This window comes from Brachybacterium phenoliresistens (assembly GCF_039530785.1).
Classification (GTDB): Bacteria; Actinomycetota; Actinomycetes; order Actinomycetales; family Dermabacteraceae; genus Brachybacterium; species Brachybacterium phenoliresistens.
Genome location: NZ_BAAAOW010000004.1, coordinates 282,001 through 296,394 on the forward strand (window position 1 = coordinate 282,001; position 14,394 = coordinate 296,394).

Consider the following 14,394-nt stretch of genomic DNA (forward strand, 5'->3'; position numbering starts at 1 on the left):
CCCTCTGGCGCCGATGCCGACCGGACCGCCGTACCCGGTGAGGTGCCGCGCGTGCACGCTGTGCAGCCAGGGGATCGGTCCCGGCAGGTCGCGGGCTGCACGCTGCACGCGAGTCCGCCGGTGGCACGGGTCCTCGTCGCCGGGATCGAGGTCTGCCATCCGTACGACGTGGTCTGCCAGCTCGCGCCGGATCTTCTGCCGTGGGACCCGACGATCATGCTGGAGAGCATGGTCCGCCCCGGTCGCCCCGGTGCCGTCGTTCCGGGGCTCAGCCTCGACGGAGTCGTCACGCATGCCCTCATTCGGGCGTCTGCGGCAGTGGCGGAGGCGGTGTGCAGCGCGGCCCGGCGTGCTCGACGCCCGTCGCGCTCATGTGCGGAGACGCTGATCCGTCTGATGGTGCGGGCCGCGGGATTCGTCGACCCGGAGCTCGGGCCCGTCGTGGTCGGCGGGAGCGACGGAGGGGCGCCGCACCGGGTCGCGCTCGGATGGCCGACATGGCGCGTGGGCATCGATACGGACCATCTCCTGGGGCCTGCGCAGGCCAGGCGTCTGTGGCCCGCGAACCGCGCGGTCGCCCTCGCGGAGAGCGGCTGGTGCCTGCTCCGCCCGACGGCCGACGACCTCGGGGACTTCCTCGTGCTGCTCCTGAGCCTGAGGAACCTGCTCCAGCACGGGGGAGCTCCGGCACCGTCCCTCGCGCAGATCCGCGCCGCCGCCTCCTCGCGGGCGCGGCGCACGGCGCACCGGCACCCATGACGTGCGCATGCCCCGACGACCGGATGCCGGCACCCGGTGTCGGGTGCCGGCATCGGCTGTCGGGTACCGGCGGCCGATGACAGCGGCCGGTACCCGTGGGCCAGTAACCGTGGGCCGTGGGCCGTGGGCCGTCGGCGGGGCGGCTCAGAGCATCGCGCTCGCCGCGGCGGCGCGGCCCTCGGACTCGAGGGAGACGGCCAGTACGAGGCCCTCGGTGTCCCCGTCCGGGAGATCGAGGACCAGGTCGACCGCGCCGGCCGCGGCCTCCACGGGCTCCGCCGCGCTGACGGTCTCGCCGTCACGGACCAGGAAGGCCCGTACGGTCCCGCCCGAGGAGAGCTGCGCCCGGGCCGTGACCTGCCCGCCTGCGGCGCGCACCGAGGACAGCACGAGCGCGTCCTCGCCGAGGCTCGGCCTGCCCCCGAGACCCACGCCGTCCGCGGAGGCCTGCACGATCGACGGGCCGGAGGCGACGGACTGCGCGGCGGTCGAGGGGATGGTCGGCTCGCGCGGATCGGACTCCTCCTGCGCGAGCCCCGGCAGCTCGAGGACGCCCCAGCGGTACGGATCCGCCTGCACGCCCGGGAACGTCGACCAGCCGATCCGGGACTGCCCGGTGCGGTCCTGCGTGTCGGAGTCGTAGACCACGACGTTCAGGCCCATGCGGTCCGGGCGGATCGCATCGGGAAGATCCGCAAAGGGGATCCGCGCCTCCACCTCGTAGCCCGTGTACGGGTCCGTGACCTGCGAGGCGATCCTCACCCCCGGGGCCGTCTCGGAGAGGGGTCCCTGGTGGTTGTCGTGGTCGCGGCCGCCGCCCACCCGGGTGGTGCCATCGGCCTCGAGCACGGCGGGCAGCAGCCCGAGGATGAACGTGCTGGCCGTGTGCTGGGAGTCCCCGCGCGGATCGATCATGATCTCGACCGAGTCGGTGCGGAAGCGCTGCTTGTCGTCATCGGCCCCGAGCACGGCCCCGGCCACGTCGTCCGTGACGGCGACGTGGACGTACAGCGCCTCGTCGTCGTAGGCCACCTGCACGGTCCCGGAGGCATCGGCCGGCTCGACGGGCTGGCCCTCCCAGAGGGTGCCGATGTCCAGCGCCTCGCCCGGATACTCGCCGCCCCCGCGCACGCCGTCGGCCGTGGCCCCGGGCGTCCGGGAGGCGACCAGGCGCGGCACCAGATGCAGGCCCTGGGCGGCGGTGGAGGTGATCCCGTCGGCGCTCGCATGGACGGAGACCGGGTAGACCCCGCCGTCCGGGGCACGGTTGGCGGTCGGCAGGCTCGGGTCGGTGCTGATGATCTCGACCTCGAGGCGGGCCGTCCCGCCGGCGGGGACGTCGGCGACGTCGAGCACGGGAGGCTCCGCCGCGAAGCCCTCGGGCAGCTCGATCTCGACGGTGCCGTTGCGCGTGGCGTCGGCATGGTTGCGGACGATCACCGCGAAGCGGTCCGAGCCGCCGACCGGCAGGGAGCGCCGGGTGGGGACCAGCGCGTCGAGGTGCTGCATGCCGAGCTCCTCGGTCCAGGCCAGGAAGTCCAGCACCTCGGGCCGGTTCTCGAGACCGGCCTCGAGGGGGCCTCCCACCCGCACCGGCACGGCGTTCCAGCCGCTGCCGCGGTTCTTCGTGCTGACGCGGGCGCGCAGCAGCACGTCCGTGCCGGGCTGCGCATCCGCTCCCGGCGTGACCTGCACGGTCACCTGCCGGGTCTGACCGGCGGGGATGGTCGGCAGGTCGACGGGGCCGTTCGTCGACCAGCCGGCGGGCACCTCGACGTCGACGCTCGCCTGCGGCGTCGCCCGCCCCGGCGAGCTCAGGGAGACGGTGACCTCCAGCGGCGTGCCCGGCAGCACGGTGAACGTCGAGGCCGATGCCTCCAGCAGGGTCCCCAGCGCGAGACCGCCGTCCACGGGCAGGCTCGCGCCGCGCAGGGCGGCCTCGTCGCCGCTGGTCGGCTCGACGAGCGGGGTGCGCGAGGCGATCAGGGTGAACCAGGTGGAGGGGATCTTCTCCGGATCGGTGGGCGAGGGCGGGATGACCGACCAGCCCTGCGTCCGGTACGACCAGACCGCCTCGTCGCGCAGGGCGCTCCAGCGCTTCCCGTGCTCGGCGCTCGGCGTCCCGTTCCAGGCGCCGTAGACCAGGTCGCTGGCCACGGCGGGCTGGTACCCGGCCTCGACGGCGTCCGGTCCCAGTCCTCCCGTGCCGTTGGAGCCCGAGCGCAGCAGACGGCGCGGAGCCCAGGCGGAGAAGCCCTCCTCGAGGTGCTCGGGGAACGCCTCCGGGTCCCCGGCGAGGAGGTAGGCCTCGACGGCGTACATGGCCGCCTGCTGGTGGTTGCCGTGGTTCCCCTCCACCGCGGAGGGGTTCATCGTGATGATGACGTCGGGGCGGGTCGCCCGGATGACCCGGACGATGCGTCCCAGCACGTCGCGGCCGCCCCACACCTCCCGCGACAGCGGCGCGGACAGGGTGTAGAAGAAGTCCACGGCGTCGAGGTTGAACACGTGCTCGATGCCGGCGATGCCGACGGCGCGGCGCTCCTCCTCCTCGCGGATCAGGCCCAGCGGCGGGCCCTCCTCGAGGCCCACGGCGTTGCCGCCGCCCTCGCCGCGGGTGATGGTGATGACGCCGGCCTGCTGCCCGTGCAGCTCGTGCCATTGGCCCAGGGCGGCGAGCGTCCACGCCTCGTCATCCGGGTGGGCGCCGATGTACAGCACGTCGAGCTTCACGGCCTCGTCGGCGAGGGCCCGTTCGGCGGGGGTGAGGAGGGTCAGGTCGAGGGTGGCGGCGCCGGCGGCGGCGCCCAGCAGGCCTCCGGCGCGCAGCAGGGATCGGCGGGACAGGGTGGGGGACATGTGTTCTCCTTCGAACGCGGTGTTCCGTGCGGGGGTTCCGCCTGCCCCTCTTCTCAGTGCGCTCCGGCGTCCGAGCGCAGCGCGAAGGTGCCCTGAGCGCGGCGGCGGCCCTGGACGGGGTGATCGGGGACGACGCGCTCGAGGAAGCGGTAGCCGTCGCGGGTGTGGGCGGCGCGCAGGTCGCCATCGGCGGTCGCCCTGCTCAGGGCGGCCCACCAGTCGGAGATGTCTCCCCAACCGGGGGCGGCGAGGGAGCCGCCGAACTGCTGCACCGCCAGGGCCGAGCACAGCGAGGCGAACTTGAGCCGGTCCACCAGGGGCCATGCGGCGAGGGTGCCCATCACGATGGAGGCGGCGAACACGTCGCCGGCGCCGGTGGTGTCCAGGGCGGTGACGGGCACGGCGGGGCAGTACGCCTCCTCGCCGGTGCTGGAGTCGATCGCGTAGGAGCCGGCGGCGCCGTCGGTGACCACGGCGAGCGGGACCCGGTCGGCGAGGGCGCGCACCGCGCGGTCCGGGCTGTCGGTGCGGGTGTACCCCATGGCCTCGATCGCGTTGGGGGTGAAGGCGTGGCAGTGGGCCAGCGGGGCCAGGTCCGCCACGTCCCAGCGCTCGGTCTCGTCGAAGCCGATGTCGGCGAAGATCAGCGTGCCGCGGGCGGCCAGCCGGGACCACCAGGCCGTCTCCCCGGCGAGGTCGACGACGGCGGCGCGGGAGGCGGGCGCCCGGTCGATCAGCGAGGACAGCGGTTCGGGCAGGTCGTGGCCGTGGGTGACCATGGCGCGGTCGTCGTGGGCGGCGATCGACACGGTCACCGGGGAGTGGAAGGACGGGAAGCGCCGCGAGGCGCTCAGGTCGATGCCCTCGTCCTCGCTCATCGTCTGCCACATCCAGTCCGCGTAGGCGTCGTCCCCGAAGCCGGCGACCAGCCCCGTCCGCAGGCCCAGGCGGGAGGTGGCGGTGGCGAGGTTGGCGATGCCGCCGGGGCTGGAGCCCAGGCCCTTGGACCACAGCTCCTGGCCCGGCAGCGGCATACGCTCCAGGCCGGTGAAGACGATGTCGAAGAAGACCGTCCCGGACAGCAGCACGTCCAGGGGCGGGTCCTCGGGCGATCGGGTGGCCGCCAGCGGATCCCACTGGTCGGGGTCGATGGTCGGGTGCGTGCTCATTCCTTCGAGGCCCCCTCGAGCATTCCGCGGATGAAGTGTCGCTGCAGCAGGAGGAACAGGATCACCATCGGCAGCGCGACGATGATGGCCCCGGCGGCCAGCAGGGAGTTCTCCGCCGTGTACTGGCCCTGGAAGGTCGCCAGCCCCAGCGGGGCGGTGCGCAGGCGGCCGGCGGGCGCCATCACCAGGGCGATGAGGAACTCGTTCCACGTCCACATGAACACCAGCACCACCAGGGTGATGACGGCGGGCAGGGACGCCGGCACCAGCACGCGGGTCAGGGCGCGCAGCGGGCCGGCGCCGTCCAGGGCCGCGGCCTCCAGCAGGCTGGGCGGCAGGGAGCGGAACTGCGCCCGCAGCCAGAAGGTGCCGAAGGCGATGGACTGGGCGATCTGCGGCAGGGCGATCGCCGCGTAGGTGTCGGTCAGACCCAGGGTGCGCAGATCGAAGAACAGGGGGATGACCACGGCCTCCGACGGGATCATCAGCCCCAGCAGGAACAGCGGGAACAGCAGCCCGGCGCCGCGGAAGCGCATGGTCCCGAAGGCGTACCCGGCGCCCACCGACAGCACCACGGCGCAGGTGACCACGATGACCGCGACGACCAGCGAATGGCCCAGCGATTCGGCGAAGCCGCCGATGCGCCACGCCTCCAGGAGGTTCTCCGGGTGCAGCCCGGGGGACTCGCCGATCCGCGGGGCGAAGGCGGTGCGGACGATGGTGAGGATCGGGGCCAGGGCGAACAGCGCGAACAGGGCCAGGACGGCGTAGTTCATCATCTGCTCGGCGCGCGAGACCCTCATGCCGGTCGCTCCCCGATGCGGGTGACCAGCAGGTTGATCACGAAGACGAGGAGGGTCAGGACGATGGCGACGGCGCTCGCCGAGCCGACGTCCTTGAGCTCGAACGCCCGCCGGTACACCTCGTAGCTGGGCACGGTGGTCGCGCGGCCGGGCCCGCCGGAGGTGGTGAGGTAGACCAGGTCGAAGGTCTTCAGCGCCGCGATGATCGTGAGCACGAGGGCGACGACGATCTCCCCGCGCACCGAGGGCAGGGTGATGGCGAGGAACTCGCGCACGGGACCGGCGCCGTCCAGGCGCACCGCCTCGTACAGGTCGTTGGGGATGCGGCTCATCCCGGCCAGCAGGAGCAGCATCACCAGACCCATCTCGAGCCAGGTGCCGATGAAGCCGACGGCGGGCAGGGCGGCGCCGGGGTCGCCCAGCCAGCCGCGGGCGAGGGAGTCCAGGCCCAGGGCGCGCAGCGCCTGGTTCAGCGGGCCGGAGGGGGCGTAGATCTGCCGCCAGGCCACGGCGATCACGACCAGCGCGATCACCTGGGGCAGGAAGATGACCGTGCGGAAGATGCCCATGGCGCGCACCTGCCCGCGCCGCAGGATGGCCGCCAGCACCAGGCCCACGATCAGCGGCAGCACGGCGTAGAACACGATGAGCACGAGGGCATGGCCGATGGCGGCGCGGAACGCGGCGTCCCCGGCGAGGTCGAGGTAGTTGGACAGGCCCACGAAGGTGGAGGGGCCGAAGCCCGACCAGTCGTAGAGCGAGAACTGGGCCGCGCGCAGCAGCGGGTACAGGGAGAACGCCGCGTAGACCGCGAAGGCGGGCAGCAGGAACAGGTAGGGGGTCGCCGCCGTGCGGGCGACCGGCGAGGGCCTCCGGCGCCGTCGCCGGGGCGCGCCGGAAGCAGGCTGCGCCGGGCCGCCCGCGCCGGTGGCGGCGCGGGCGGGGGCGCGGTCCGCCGGTGCGGCGGCGGGGGAGGAGGAGGTGGGCACGGATCAGCTCGCGGCGGTGAACTCGCCGTAGTCGGCTTGGAGGGCGTCGGCCGCGGCGGCCGGGTCCGTCTGCCCGCCGATGACGCCCTGCAGGGTGTCCGCGGCCGTGTCGGCGAAGGTGGGGGTCGCGTAGTCCAGGTAGGGCAGCAGCGTGCCGGAGGTCGAGACGGCGTCGAAGGCCTCGTAGATCTCCTTGTTCACGCCGGAGTCCGGTGCGAGCGCCGCCGTCTCCAGCACGGGCATGCCGCCGTTCTCGGCGATCAGCGCCATCGCCTCGGAGCTGGTGATGAAGTCGATGTACGCCGCGGCCGCGACGGCGTTCTTCGCCTTCGCGGGGATGGTGAAGGGCAGCCCGGTGCCGCCGGTGGTGGCGACCTTCCCGTCCATGCCTGCGGGCGGCGCCATGAAGTGCAGGTCCTCGCCGAGGACCTTCTCCATGTCCGGTCCCAGCCAGGAGCCGCCGATCAGCAGCACGCCGGTGCCCTCGGTGAACGCGGCCCAGGCGGCGTCGTAGTCTTGGCCGTTGGGGGAGTCCCCGAAGGCGCCGGAGGCGCCCCATTCGGCCATCTGCGTGAGCGCCTGGATGTTGCCCTCGCTGGTCCAGTCCGCGCCGGCGTTGCCCATGCCCAGGGAGACGATCTCCTCCGCCGGGACGTAGTGGGCCTGCAGCGGCCCGAAGACGTGCAGGGCCGGCCAGCCCTCGATGTTGCCGAGCACCAGCGGCTGCTCCCCGGCGGCCTGCGCCGCGGAGACCAGGGCGATCAGCTCGTCCCAGGTGGTGGGGACCTGGGCGGAGAGCGCCTCGAGCTTGGCGGCGCTGTAGTAGATGCCGACCACCTCGCCGGTCTGCGGCAGGCCCCACAGGGAGCCCTCGCCGAAGGCGACGGCATCGGCCGAGTAGCGGGACTTGGCCAGGACCGAGGCGGGGAAGCGGTCCTCCCAGCCGTAGGCCTCGGAGTAGCCGGACAGGTCCGTGAGCTGGCCGGCCTTGACGAACTCGCCCATGTCAGCGCGGGCGTTGTTGACCTGCAGCACGTCGGGGACGTCGTTCCCGGACAGCGCGAGGGCCGTCTGCTGGCGCAGGTCGTCGAAGGACTGGGAGTGGCGGTCCACCGTGACGTTGGGGAACTTCTGCTGGAAGGACTCGATGAGGGCGGTGATGGCGTCGTTCTGGGCGCCGCGCACCTCCTGGTCCCACACGGTGAGGGTGACGTCGCCGAGCGCGGCGACGTCCTTGTCGACCTCGTCGGCCGCGGGGCCGGTGGCGGATCCGGGCTCGGGGGCATCGGAACCGGGGGCGCAGGCGGCGAGGAGGCCGAGGCCTCCCACGGCAGAGGCCTGGCCGAGGAAAGCGCGTCGTCGCATGGTCTCCTCCAGAGAACGGGGCGGTGCCGCGCCGGGAAGGGCGCAGACCCCCACGATGCCACATCCTGCGCAGGGATGACAGGAGTTGTGCACAGATGACGGAAGATGCGTGGAAGGTGCTAGCGTGAGCGCATGCTCAGCGAGGACCGGCTCCGCGGGATCGTCGCCGAGGTGCGGCGTCGCGGCTCGGCCAGCGTCTCGCGCCTCAGCGTCGACTTCGCCGTCTCCGAGGCCACGATCCGCCGGGACCTCGACCAGCTGGCGGAGTCCGGCACCCTGCGCCGCGTCCGCGGCGGGGCGACCGCGATCCGCGGCAGCGTGCGGCCCGAGGCGGATCCGCGCCCCTTCGCGGACGTCGCCACCGCCGCGTCCTCCGCCAAGGCGGGCATCGCCGCGCGCGCCGCGACCCTGGTCGAGGACGGCTCCGTGGTCGCCCTGGACATCGGCACCAGCGTCGCCGCGCTGTGCCCGCAGCTGCGAGATCGCGAGCTGACCGTGGTCACCGCCTCCCTCGCCGTGGTCCAGGCCCTCGCCGACGCCCCCGGCATCGACCTCGTGGTCCTCGGCGGGCTGCTGCGCCCCAGCTACCAGTCCATGGTCGGCACGCTCACCGAGTCCGCGCTGCGGCAGGTGCGGGTGGACGTCGCCTTCCTCGGGGCGGCGGGCGTGCGCCCCGACGGCTGCGTGCTGGACTCCACCCCCAGCGAGGTGCCCGTCAAGCGCGGCCTGCTGGACATCGCCGGCCGCTCCTATCTCCTGGTCGACCACGAGAAGTTCCCCGGCACGGGGTTCCTCGAGATCGCCCCCGCCACCCGCTTCGCCGGGATCGTCACCGACCGTCCCCTGCCGCCCGGCGCCATCGACCTCCCCGAGGGGGAGGAACTGGAGGTCCTGCTCCCATGAAGCTCACCATCCTCGGCGGCGGCGGGTTCCGCGTGCCGCTGGTGTACGAGGCCGTCGCCGCGCGGGCCACCGGCCTGGTCGTCGACGAGGTCGCCCTCCACGACGTGGACCCGGAGCGCCTGGCCACCATCGGCGCGGTCGCCGCGCAGCTGGGGGAGGAGCTCGCGGCGTCGGGCCGCGCCCCGCACCCGCTGCCGCGCCTGGTGCCCACCACGGATCTCCGCGAGGCGGTGGCCGGGGCCGACTTCGTCTTCAGCGCGGTGCGGGTGGGCGGCGCCCAGGGGCGCACGGTCGACGAGCGCGTCGCCCTGGACCTGGGGCTGCTGGGCCAGGAGACCATCGGCCCCGGCGGCCTCGCCTACGCGCTGCGCACCATCCCCGTCGCCCTCGACGTCGCCCGCACCATCGCCGAGCTCGCCCCCGCGGCCTGGACGATCAACTTCACCAACCCGGCCGGCATCGTCACCGAGGCGATGCGCACGGTGCTCGGGGATCGGGTGGTGGGCATCTGCGACACCCCCATCGGCCTGGTGCGACGGGTGGGCCGCCTGCTGGGGGCCGATGTCGACGCGATGGGCCCCGACGGGACCCCGCGGATCGGCGTGGACTACGTGGGGCTGAACCACCTGGGCTGGCTGCGGGCGATCACCGTCGACGGCGAGGACCGCCTGCCGGGCATCCTCGCCGACGACGCGGCGCTGGACGCGATCGAGGAGGCGCGGCTGATCGGCCCGGACTGGGTGCGGACCATGGGCGCCCTGCCCAACGAGTACCTCTTCTACTACCTGTTCACCGAGGAGGCCCGCTCCCGCATCGCCGCCGCGGAGGAGACCCGCGGCGAGTTCCTCGCCGCGCAGCAGGGGCGCTTCTACGAGGCCGCCGGGGACTCCTGCTGCGCCTCGCCGCTGTCCGCCTGGCGCGCCACGCTCCACGAGCGCGAGGCGACGTACATGGCCGAGACCCGGGACGAGGAGCGCCGCGAGGAGGACGTGGCCGGCGGCGGGTACCAGGAGGTCGCCCTGCGCCTGATGACCGCGCTGGCCACGGGCACGCCCGCCCGGATGATCCTCGACGTCGGCAACGGCCGGCCCGGGGGCGGGCGCATCGTGCCCGAGCTCCCGCCGGACCTCGTCCTCGAGGTCCCCTGCGTCGTCGACGGCGAGGGCGTCCACCCCCAGCAGGTGGGGCCCGTGAGCCTCGGCCAGCTGGGGATGATGGCGCGGCTGCGCGCCGCCGAGCGCGCGATCCTCGAGGCGGCGCGGCACGGGCAGGAGGCATCGGCCCGAGGCGGCGAGGAGGCCGCGCGGCTGCGGTCGCTCGCCCGCGAGAAGGCGTGGGAGGGCTTCTCGACCCACCCGCTGGTCGACTCTCCCGAGCTGGGGCGGGCCCTGCTGGACGGCTACGTCGCCGGGCACCCCGAGATCGCGGCGCTGCTGGAGGGGTAGGCGGCGCGCAGCCCTCGAGGGTGGGCGTTCCTCCTCGGCGGTGCGGCGCTCAGCCCTGGGCGAGGATCCGCGCGGCCCGCTGCCGGGACACCGGCCGGGCCAGCGCCACGATCCCGAGCACGATGTTCACCAGCGGGGCGAGGACGCAGATGTACACCAGTCCCGGCAGCGCCAGGCCGTAGAAGACCCCGGGCTGCTCCTGCGCATCGATCCCCCCGAGGACCCGGGTGAGGATCCCCAGCATCACCAGGTACAGCACCACGATCAGCAGGTTCGCGCCGCCGAGCAGCGCCGCCCGCAGCCCCGAGCGGCGGGCCACGGCGTTGCGGCCCAGCTGCGCCAGTCCGACCACCAGCATCAGGATCGAGGGGACCACCAGGGACAGCAGCGGCACGGCGAGCAGGGAGAGCAGACCGAAGGCCCAGGCCAGACGCCCGTCGTTGCTCGCGGTGGTGGGGAAGAAGTCCGGCGTCGGGTGCCGCGGGAACGGCGGCGGTCCCGTGCGGGCGCGGGCGTGCAGCGCCGGGTACAGGTTCCCGGATCCGGGATCGGGCGGCGGGCTCAGCTCGCTCATGGTCCGAGCATAGGTCGGCCTGCCTGGTCACGGTTCGGGCTGTGGACGACCGGTCTCGGCCTCGCTTCCCCACAAAGGTCGGATGTTCCGATAGCCTCCCTGAGCAACGACGCACGAGGCGAGGGAGCCGCCCTCAGCCGGGATCCGCAGGAGAGCCCCTTCATGACCACGCCCCGACCCCGCATCGCCATCGCCGGGATCGCCATCGAGTCCTCCACGTTCACGCCCTACCGCTCCTCCGCCGCGGACTTCGAGGTGCGGCGCGGCACCGCCGAGATCCTGGAGCGCTACCCCTTCTTCGCCCCCGTCGCCGACGGGGGCACCGAGACCGGTCAGGTGCTGCGCGAGGCCGCCGAGTACGTCGGCGTGCTGCACGCCCGCGCGCTGCCCGGCGGACAGCTGGTCGGGGCGGACTACGCCGTGTGGAAGGAGGAGATCCTCTCCGGGCTGCGCGCGGCGCTCGCCGAGGCCCCGCTGGACGGCTTCTTCTTCGACATCCACGGCGCCATGAGCGTCGAGGGGCTGGACGACGCCGAGGGCGACCTGATCGCCGCGATCCGCGGCGTGATCGGCCCGGACGTGCTGGTGGGCACCGCCATGGACCTGCACGGCAACGTCTCCGAGGTCCTCTTCGAGCACTGCGACCTGCTCACCTGCTACCGCCACGCCCCGCACATCGACGCCTGGGAGACCCGCGAGCGCGGACTGCGCGACCTGGTCGAGGCCGCCTCGCGCGGCGGCGCCCGCCCCCACAAGGCCCTCGTGCACGTGCCGATCCTCCTGCCCGGGGAGAAGACCTCCACCCGCATCGAGCCGGCGAAGTCCCTGTACGCCCGGATCCCCGGGCTCACCGCGCGCGAGGGCGTCACGGACGTGTCGATCTGGATCGGCTTCGCGTGGGCGGACCAGCCCCGCTGCAAGGCCGCCGTGCTCGCCTTCGGCGACGACGCCGATGCCGTCGACGCCGCCGCGCTCGAGCTGGCCACCGCCGTGTGGCAGGCGCGGCACGACTTCGAGTTCGTCGCCCCCACCGGGACCTTCGAGGAATGCCTCGACCGGGCCGTCGCCTCCACGGCGCGCCCGTTCTGGATCTCCGACTCCGGGGACAACCCCGGCGCGGGCGGGGCCGATGACACCACCTACTGCCTGTCCCGGCTGCTCGCCCGGGAGGAGATCCGCGCGGGCGAGGTCAGCGCCCTGATGGTCTCCCTGGTCGATCCGGGCTCCGCCGGCCTCGCGACGGAGCTGGGCGTGGGCGGGCGCGGCGACTTCACCGTCGGCGGTCGCATCGACGCGCGGGACCCGGGCCCGGTGGCGCTGCGCGCCGAGGTGACGGCCCTGGACGACGCCCCCGGCACCGGCCGCGCCGCCGCGCTGCGGGTGCTGGACGGCGACACCCCCACCGGCCTGACCGTCGTGGTCACGGCGCGCCGCTCGCAGTGGGCCAGCCACGAGATGTTCGCGCGCCTGGGCATGAGCATGACCGGCTTCGACATCGTCACCGTGAAGATGGGCTACCTCGAGCCGGACCAGTACGAGTCCGCCGCCGACTGGCTGCTGGCCCTCACCCCCGGCGGCGTCGACCAGGACCTGGTGCGCCTGGGCCACGCCCGGATCGACCGGCCGATGATCCCTTTCGACGCGGAGATCCCGGCGCCCACCCCGGACAGGATCCTGCGCGGCGGCGGCGCCTGACAGAATCGGCCGCATCACCCCCGTGCGAAGGAGCCCGTCCATGTCGATCTATGCCGTCACCTACCTCTATGCCGATGACACCGCGCTGAAGGACCGGCATCGGCCGGAGCACCGCGAGTTCCTGGGCGCCCTGCACGCGGAGGGCACGCTGCTGGCCTCCGGCCCATACTCCGACGAGGACGGCGGGGCGCTGCTGATCCTGCAGGGCGAGGGCACCGCGGCCGAGGTGCTCTCCGTGCTGGACCCGGACCCGTTCCGCCGCGAGGGCGTCGTGCTCGAGCGGAGCATCCGCCCCTGGAACGTGGTCATCGGCGGCTTCGGCACCGCCTGAGCGCCCGGGCCTGCGGCTCCGCGCCGTCGGCCCGGCCGGGCGGGGTCACGCCGGGTCGGGACCGTCGGAGTCGGAGCGGCCCGCGGCCTCCTGGGCGGCGGCGCTCGCATCGAGGAAGGCGCCGACGCTCGCCCGGCGCACCTCGGTGCCGTCTCCCAGCAGCACCAGCGGCAGCGCCTCCCGGCCGCCGTGCTCGGCGAGCAGCTGGGCTGCCTCCGCATCGCGGTAGACGTTCACCCAGGTCACATCGGTGCGGGTGCTGCGCACCGCCGTCTGCAGCCGGGCGCTGAGGGGATCGCCCGGCGCCCACAGGATCACCGAGTCGCCCGGACCGCGGGCGGCGAGGGCGGAGGCCAGCGGCGTGTGCTGCCCGGAGCGCAGGGGCGAGGTCCAGTAGCCCATGAGCAGGGCGAACAGCGCCATCGCGAGCGCGGCGACGCGCTGGTCCACGGCCAGCAGGAGCGCGGCGAGCAGCAGGCCGCCGACCAGCAGCAGCGCCGGCCTCAGCCAGGCGCTCGCCGGGACGCGCAGCGGGGCCGGCCGGGGCGCGGGATCGGTGGGCTGCGCCATCAGATCATCAGCGCCGCGACGGAGCGGCTGTCGGCCTCGGCCCGCAGCGCATCGCGCAGGGCCGCGACGGCGGGGATCTTGCAGGCCCCCCGGCGGTTGACCAGGCCGATGGTGCGGTTCTGCAGGTCCGGCAGGGAGCGGACGACGACGTCCTCGGAGGGCGAGGCCTCCAGGGCGATCTCCGGCAGCAGGGCCGTGCCGCCGCCGTGGACGATCAGGCGCTGCACGACGGTCGCATCGTCTGTGGTGTGGCGGATCTTCGGGGTGAACCCGGCCAGGCGCGCGCTGGCCAGCAGGTTCGCGCGACAGCGTTCGCAGCCGGCGATCCACGGGTCCTGGGCGAGGTCGGCGAGGGTGAGGTCCGGGTCCTCGGCCCGCGGGTGGGTGCGGGGCAGCACGGCCAGGACCCTGTCCTCCAGCAGCGGCGTCCACTCCAGGGCGTTCTCGCCGTCGGTGTCCGAGAGGGGGTAGCGGAAGACCAGGGCGAGGTCCAGGTCCCCGTCCTGCAGGGCGGCGATGGCATCCGGCGGCTCGAGCTCGTCGAAGGTGACGTCCACGCCGGGCGCGGAGTCCTGCATGGCCGCCAGCGCCGGGGGCAGCAGCACCGCGGCGGCCGAGGGGAAGGTCCCGAAGCGGACGCGGCCGCGGCGCAGGGCGGTGAGGTCCGCGAGCTCCTCCGCGGCGGCGTCCAGCTGCGCGGCGATCGCCTCGGCGTGCTGGAACAGGCGCTGGCCGGCCTCGGTCGGGGTGACGCCGGTGGAGGAGCGCAGCAGAAGCGAGGTGCCGATCTCCTTCTCGAGGGCGGCGAGGTGCTGGGAGACGGCCGGCTGCGTCCAGCCGAGCTCGCGCGCGCCGGCACCGATGGTGCCGTTGCGCACCACGGTGCGGAAGATCAGCAGTCGTCTGGGGTCCATGCGCCCATCGTACGAGCT

13 protein-coding genes are annotated in these 14,394 nt (G+C 74.1%); 5 read left to right on the forward strand and 8 right to left on the reverse strand.

What is annotated here, in order from left to right; genetic code table 11:
* Positions 1–120: 120 nt before the first annotated feature.
* On the forward strand, positions 121–759 hold the full coding sequence (locus ABD234_RS11635; protein WP_344356330.1) for a hypothetical protein: 639 nt from the start codon (positions 121–123) through the stop codon (positions 757–759).
* A 144-nt stretch (positions 760–903) separates the two neighbouring features.
* Here ABD234_RS11635 and ABD234_RS11640 read toward each other — a convergent pair whose 3' ends face one another.
* The 5 genes from ABD234_RS11640 to ABD234_RS11660 all read right to left on the reverse strand — a co-directional run bounded on the left by ABD234_RS11640 (position 904) and on the right by ABD234_RS11660 (position 7,944).
* Positions 904–3,618: a sugar-binding protein gene (locus ABD234_RS11640; RefSeq protein WP_344356332.1), complete on the reverse strand. Its 2,715-nt coding sequence runs from the start codon at positions 3,616–3,618 to the stop codon at positions 904–906.
* A 53-nt stretch (positions 3,619–3,671) separates the two neighbouring features.
* On the reverse strand, positions 3,672–4,787 hold the full coding sequence (locus ABD234_RS11645) for a carbohydrate kinase family protein (RefSeq protein WP_038371533.1): 1,116 nt from the start codon (positions 4,785–4,787) through the stop codon (positions 3,672–3,674).
* A complete protein-coding gene (locus tag ABD234_RS11650) occupies positions 4,784–5,590 on the reverse strand; it encodes a carbohydrate ABC transporter permease (protein ID WP_344356334.1) in 807 nt (268 codons plus the stop codon). The genes ABD234_RS11645 and ABD234_RS11650 overlap by 4 nt, the downstream gene beginning before the upstream one ends.
* Entirely contained in the window at positions 5,587–6,423 is an 837-nt protein-coding gene (locus ABD234_RS11655; protein WP_038371805.1) for a carbohydrate ABC transporter permease, read from the reverse strand. The genes ABD234_RS11650 and ABD234_RS11655 overlap by 4 nt, the downstream gene beginning before the upstream one ends.
* 159 nt (positions 6,424–6,582) lie before the next feature.
* Entirely contained in the window at positions 6,583–7,944 is a 1,362-nt protein-coding gene (locus ABD234_RS11660) for an ABC transporter substrate-binding protein (RefSeq protein WP_344356336.1), read from the reverse strand.
* A gap of 132 nt (positions 7,945–8,076) precedes the next feature.
* Here ABD234_RS11660 and ABD234_RS11665 point away from each other — a divergent pair, with 132 nt between their 5' ends.
* Together ABD234_RS11665 and ABD234_RS11670 are read left to right on the forward strand one after the other, a co-directional pair.
* Positions 8,077–8,847 carry a DeoR/GlpR family DNA-binding transcription regulator gene (locus ABD234_RS11665; protein WP_344356338.1) on the forward strand — a complete coding sequence of 257 codons (771 nt, stop codon included), beginning with the start codon at positions 8,077–8,079 and terminating at the stop codon, positions 8,845–8,847.
* Positions 8,844–10,292 (forward strand): family 4 glycosyl hydrolase, encoded by a 1,449-nt coding sequence (locus ABD234_RS11670; protein WP_344356340.1) that lies wholly within the window; start codon positions 8,844–8,846, stop codon positions 10,290–10,292. The genes ABD234_RS11665 and ABD234_RS11670 overlap by 4 nt, the downstream gene beginning before the upstream one ends.
* Before the next feature lie 49 nt (positions 10,293–10,341).
* Here ABD234_RS11670 and ABD234_RS11675 read toward each other — a convergent pair whose 3' ends face one another.
* Positions 10,342–10,866 (reverse strand): hypothetical protein, encoded by a 525-nt coding sequence (locus ABD234_RS11675; RefSeq protein WP_344356342.1) that lies wholly within the window; start codon positions 10,864–10,866, stop codon positions 10,342–10,344.
* Positions 10,867–11,028: 162 nt separating this feature from the next.
* On the opposite strand from ABD234_RS11675, the gene ABD234_RS11680 reads away from it, so the two are divergent.
* Both ABD234_RS11680 and ABD234_RS11685 read left to right on the forward strand, forming a co-directional pair.
* Positions 11,029–12,561 (forward strand): M81 family metallopeptidase, encoded by a 1,533-nt coding sequence (locus tag ABD234_RS11680; RefSeq protein WP_344356344.1) that lies wholly within the window; start codon positions 11,029–11,031, stop codon positions 12,559–12,561.
* Between the two features lie 40 nt (positions 12,562–12,601).
* A complete protein-coding gene (locus ABD234_RS11685; RefSeq protein WP_344356346.1) occupies positions 12,602–12,892 on the forward strand; it encodes a YciI family protein in 291 nt (96 codons plus the stop codon).
* 45 nt (positions 12,893–12,937) lie between these two features.
* On the opposite strand, the gene ABD234_RS11690 is transcribed toward ABD234_RS11685, so the two are convergent.
* Both ABD234_RS11690 and ABD234_RS11695 read right to left on the reverse strand, forming a co-directional pair.
* Positions 12,938–13,462: a hypothetical protein gene (locus ABD234_RS11690; RefSeq protein WP_038371547.1), complete on the reverse strand. Its 525-nt coding sequence runs from the start codon at positions 13,460–13,462 to the stop codon at positions 12,938–12,940.
* Positions 13,462–14,376 (reverse strand): LysR family transcriptional regulator, encoded by a 915-nt coding sequence (locus ABD234_RS11695; protein WP_038371548.1) that lies wholly within the window; start codon positions 14,374–14,376, stop codon positions 13,462–13,464. Before ABD234_RS11695 ends, ABD234_RS11690 begins: the two co-directional genes overlap by 1 nt.
* Positions 14,377–14,394 lie beyond the last annotated feature (18 nt).

What these genes read in the sequence shown, in the direction of transcription:
- ABD234_RS11640 (WP_344356332.1), bottom strand. Translation starts at nt 3,618, where the DNA reads ATGTCCCCCACCCTGTCCCGCCGATCCCTGCTGCGCGCCGGAGGCCTG.
- ABD234_RS11645 (WP_038371533.1), bottom strand. Translation starts at nt 4,787, where the DNA reads ATGAGCACGCACCCGACCATCGACCCCGACCAGTGGGATCCGCTGGCG.
- ABD234_RS11650 (WP_344356334.1), bottom strand. Translation starts at nt 5,590, where the DNA reads ATGAGGGTCTCGCGCGCCGAGCAGATGATGAACTACGCCGTCCTGGCC.
- ABD234_RS11660 (WP_344356336.1), bottom strand. Translation starts at nt 7,944, where the DNA reads ATGCGACGACGCGCTTTCCTCGGCCAGGCCTCTGCCGTGGGAGGCCTC.
- ABD234_RS11665 (WP_344356338.1), top strand. Translation starts at nt 8,077, where the DNA reads ATGCTCAGCGAGGACCGGCTCCGCGGGATCGTCGCCGAGGTGCGGCGT.
- ABD234_RS11670 (WP_344356340.1), top strand. Translation starts at nt 8,844, where the DNA reads ATGAAGCTCACCATCCTCGGCGGCGGCGGGTTCCGCGTGCCGCTGGTG.
- ABD234_RS11675 (WP_344356342.1), bottom strand. Translation starts at nt 10,866, where the DNA reads ATGAGCGAGCTGAGCCCGCCGCCCGATCCCGGATCCGGGAACCTGTAC.
- ABD234_RS11680 (WP_344356344.1), top strand. Translation starts at nt 11,029, where the DNA reads ATGACCACGCCCCGACCCCGCATCGCCATCGCCGGGATCGCCATCGAG.
- ABD234_RS11685 (WP_344356346.1), top strand. Translation starts at nt 12,602, where the DNA reads ATGTCGATCTATGCCGTCACCTACCTCTATGCCGATGACACCGCGCTG.
- ABD234_RS11690 (WP_038371547.1), bottom strand. Translation starts at nt 13,462, where the DNA reads ATGGCGCAGCCCACCGATCCCGCGCCCCGGCCGGCCCCGCTGCGCGTC.
- ABD234_RS11695 (WP_038371548.1), bottom strand. Translation starts at nt 14,376, where the DNA reads ATGGACCCCAGACGACTGCTGATCTTCCGCACCGTGGTGCGCAACGGC.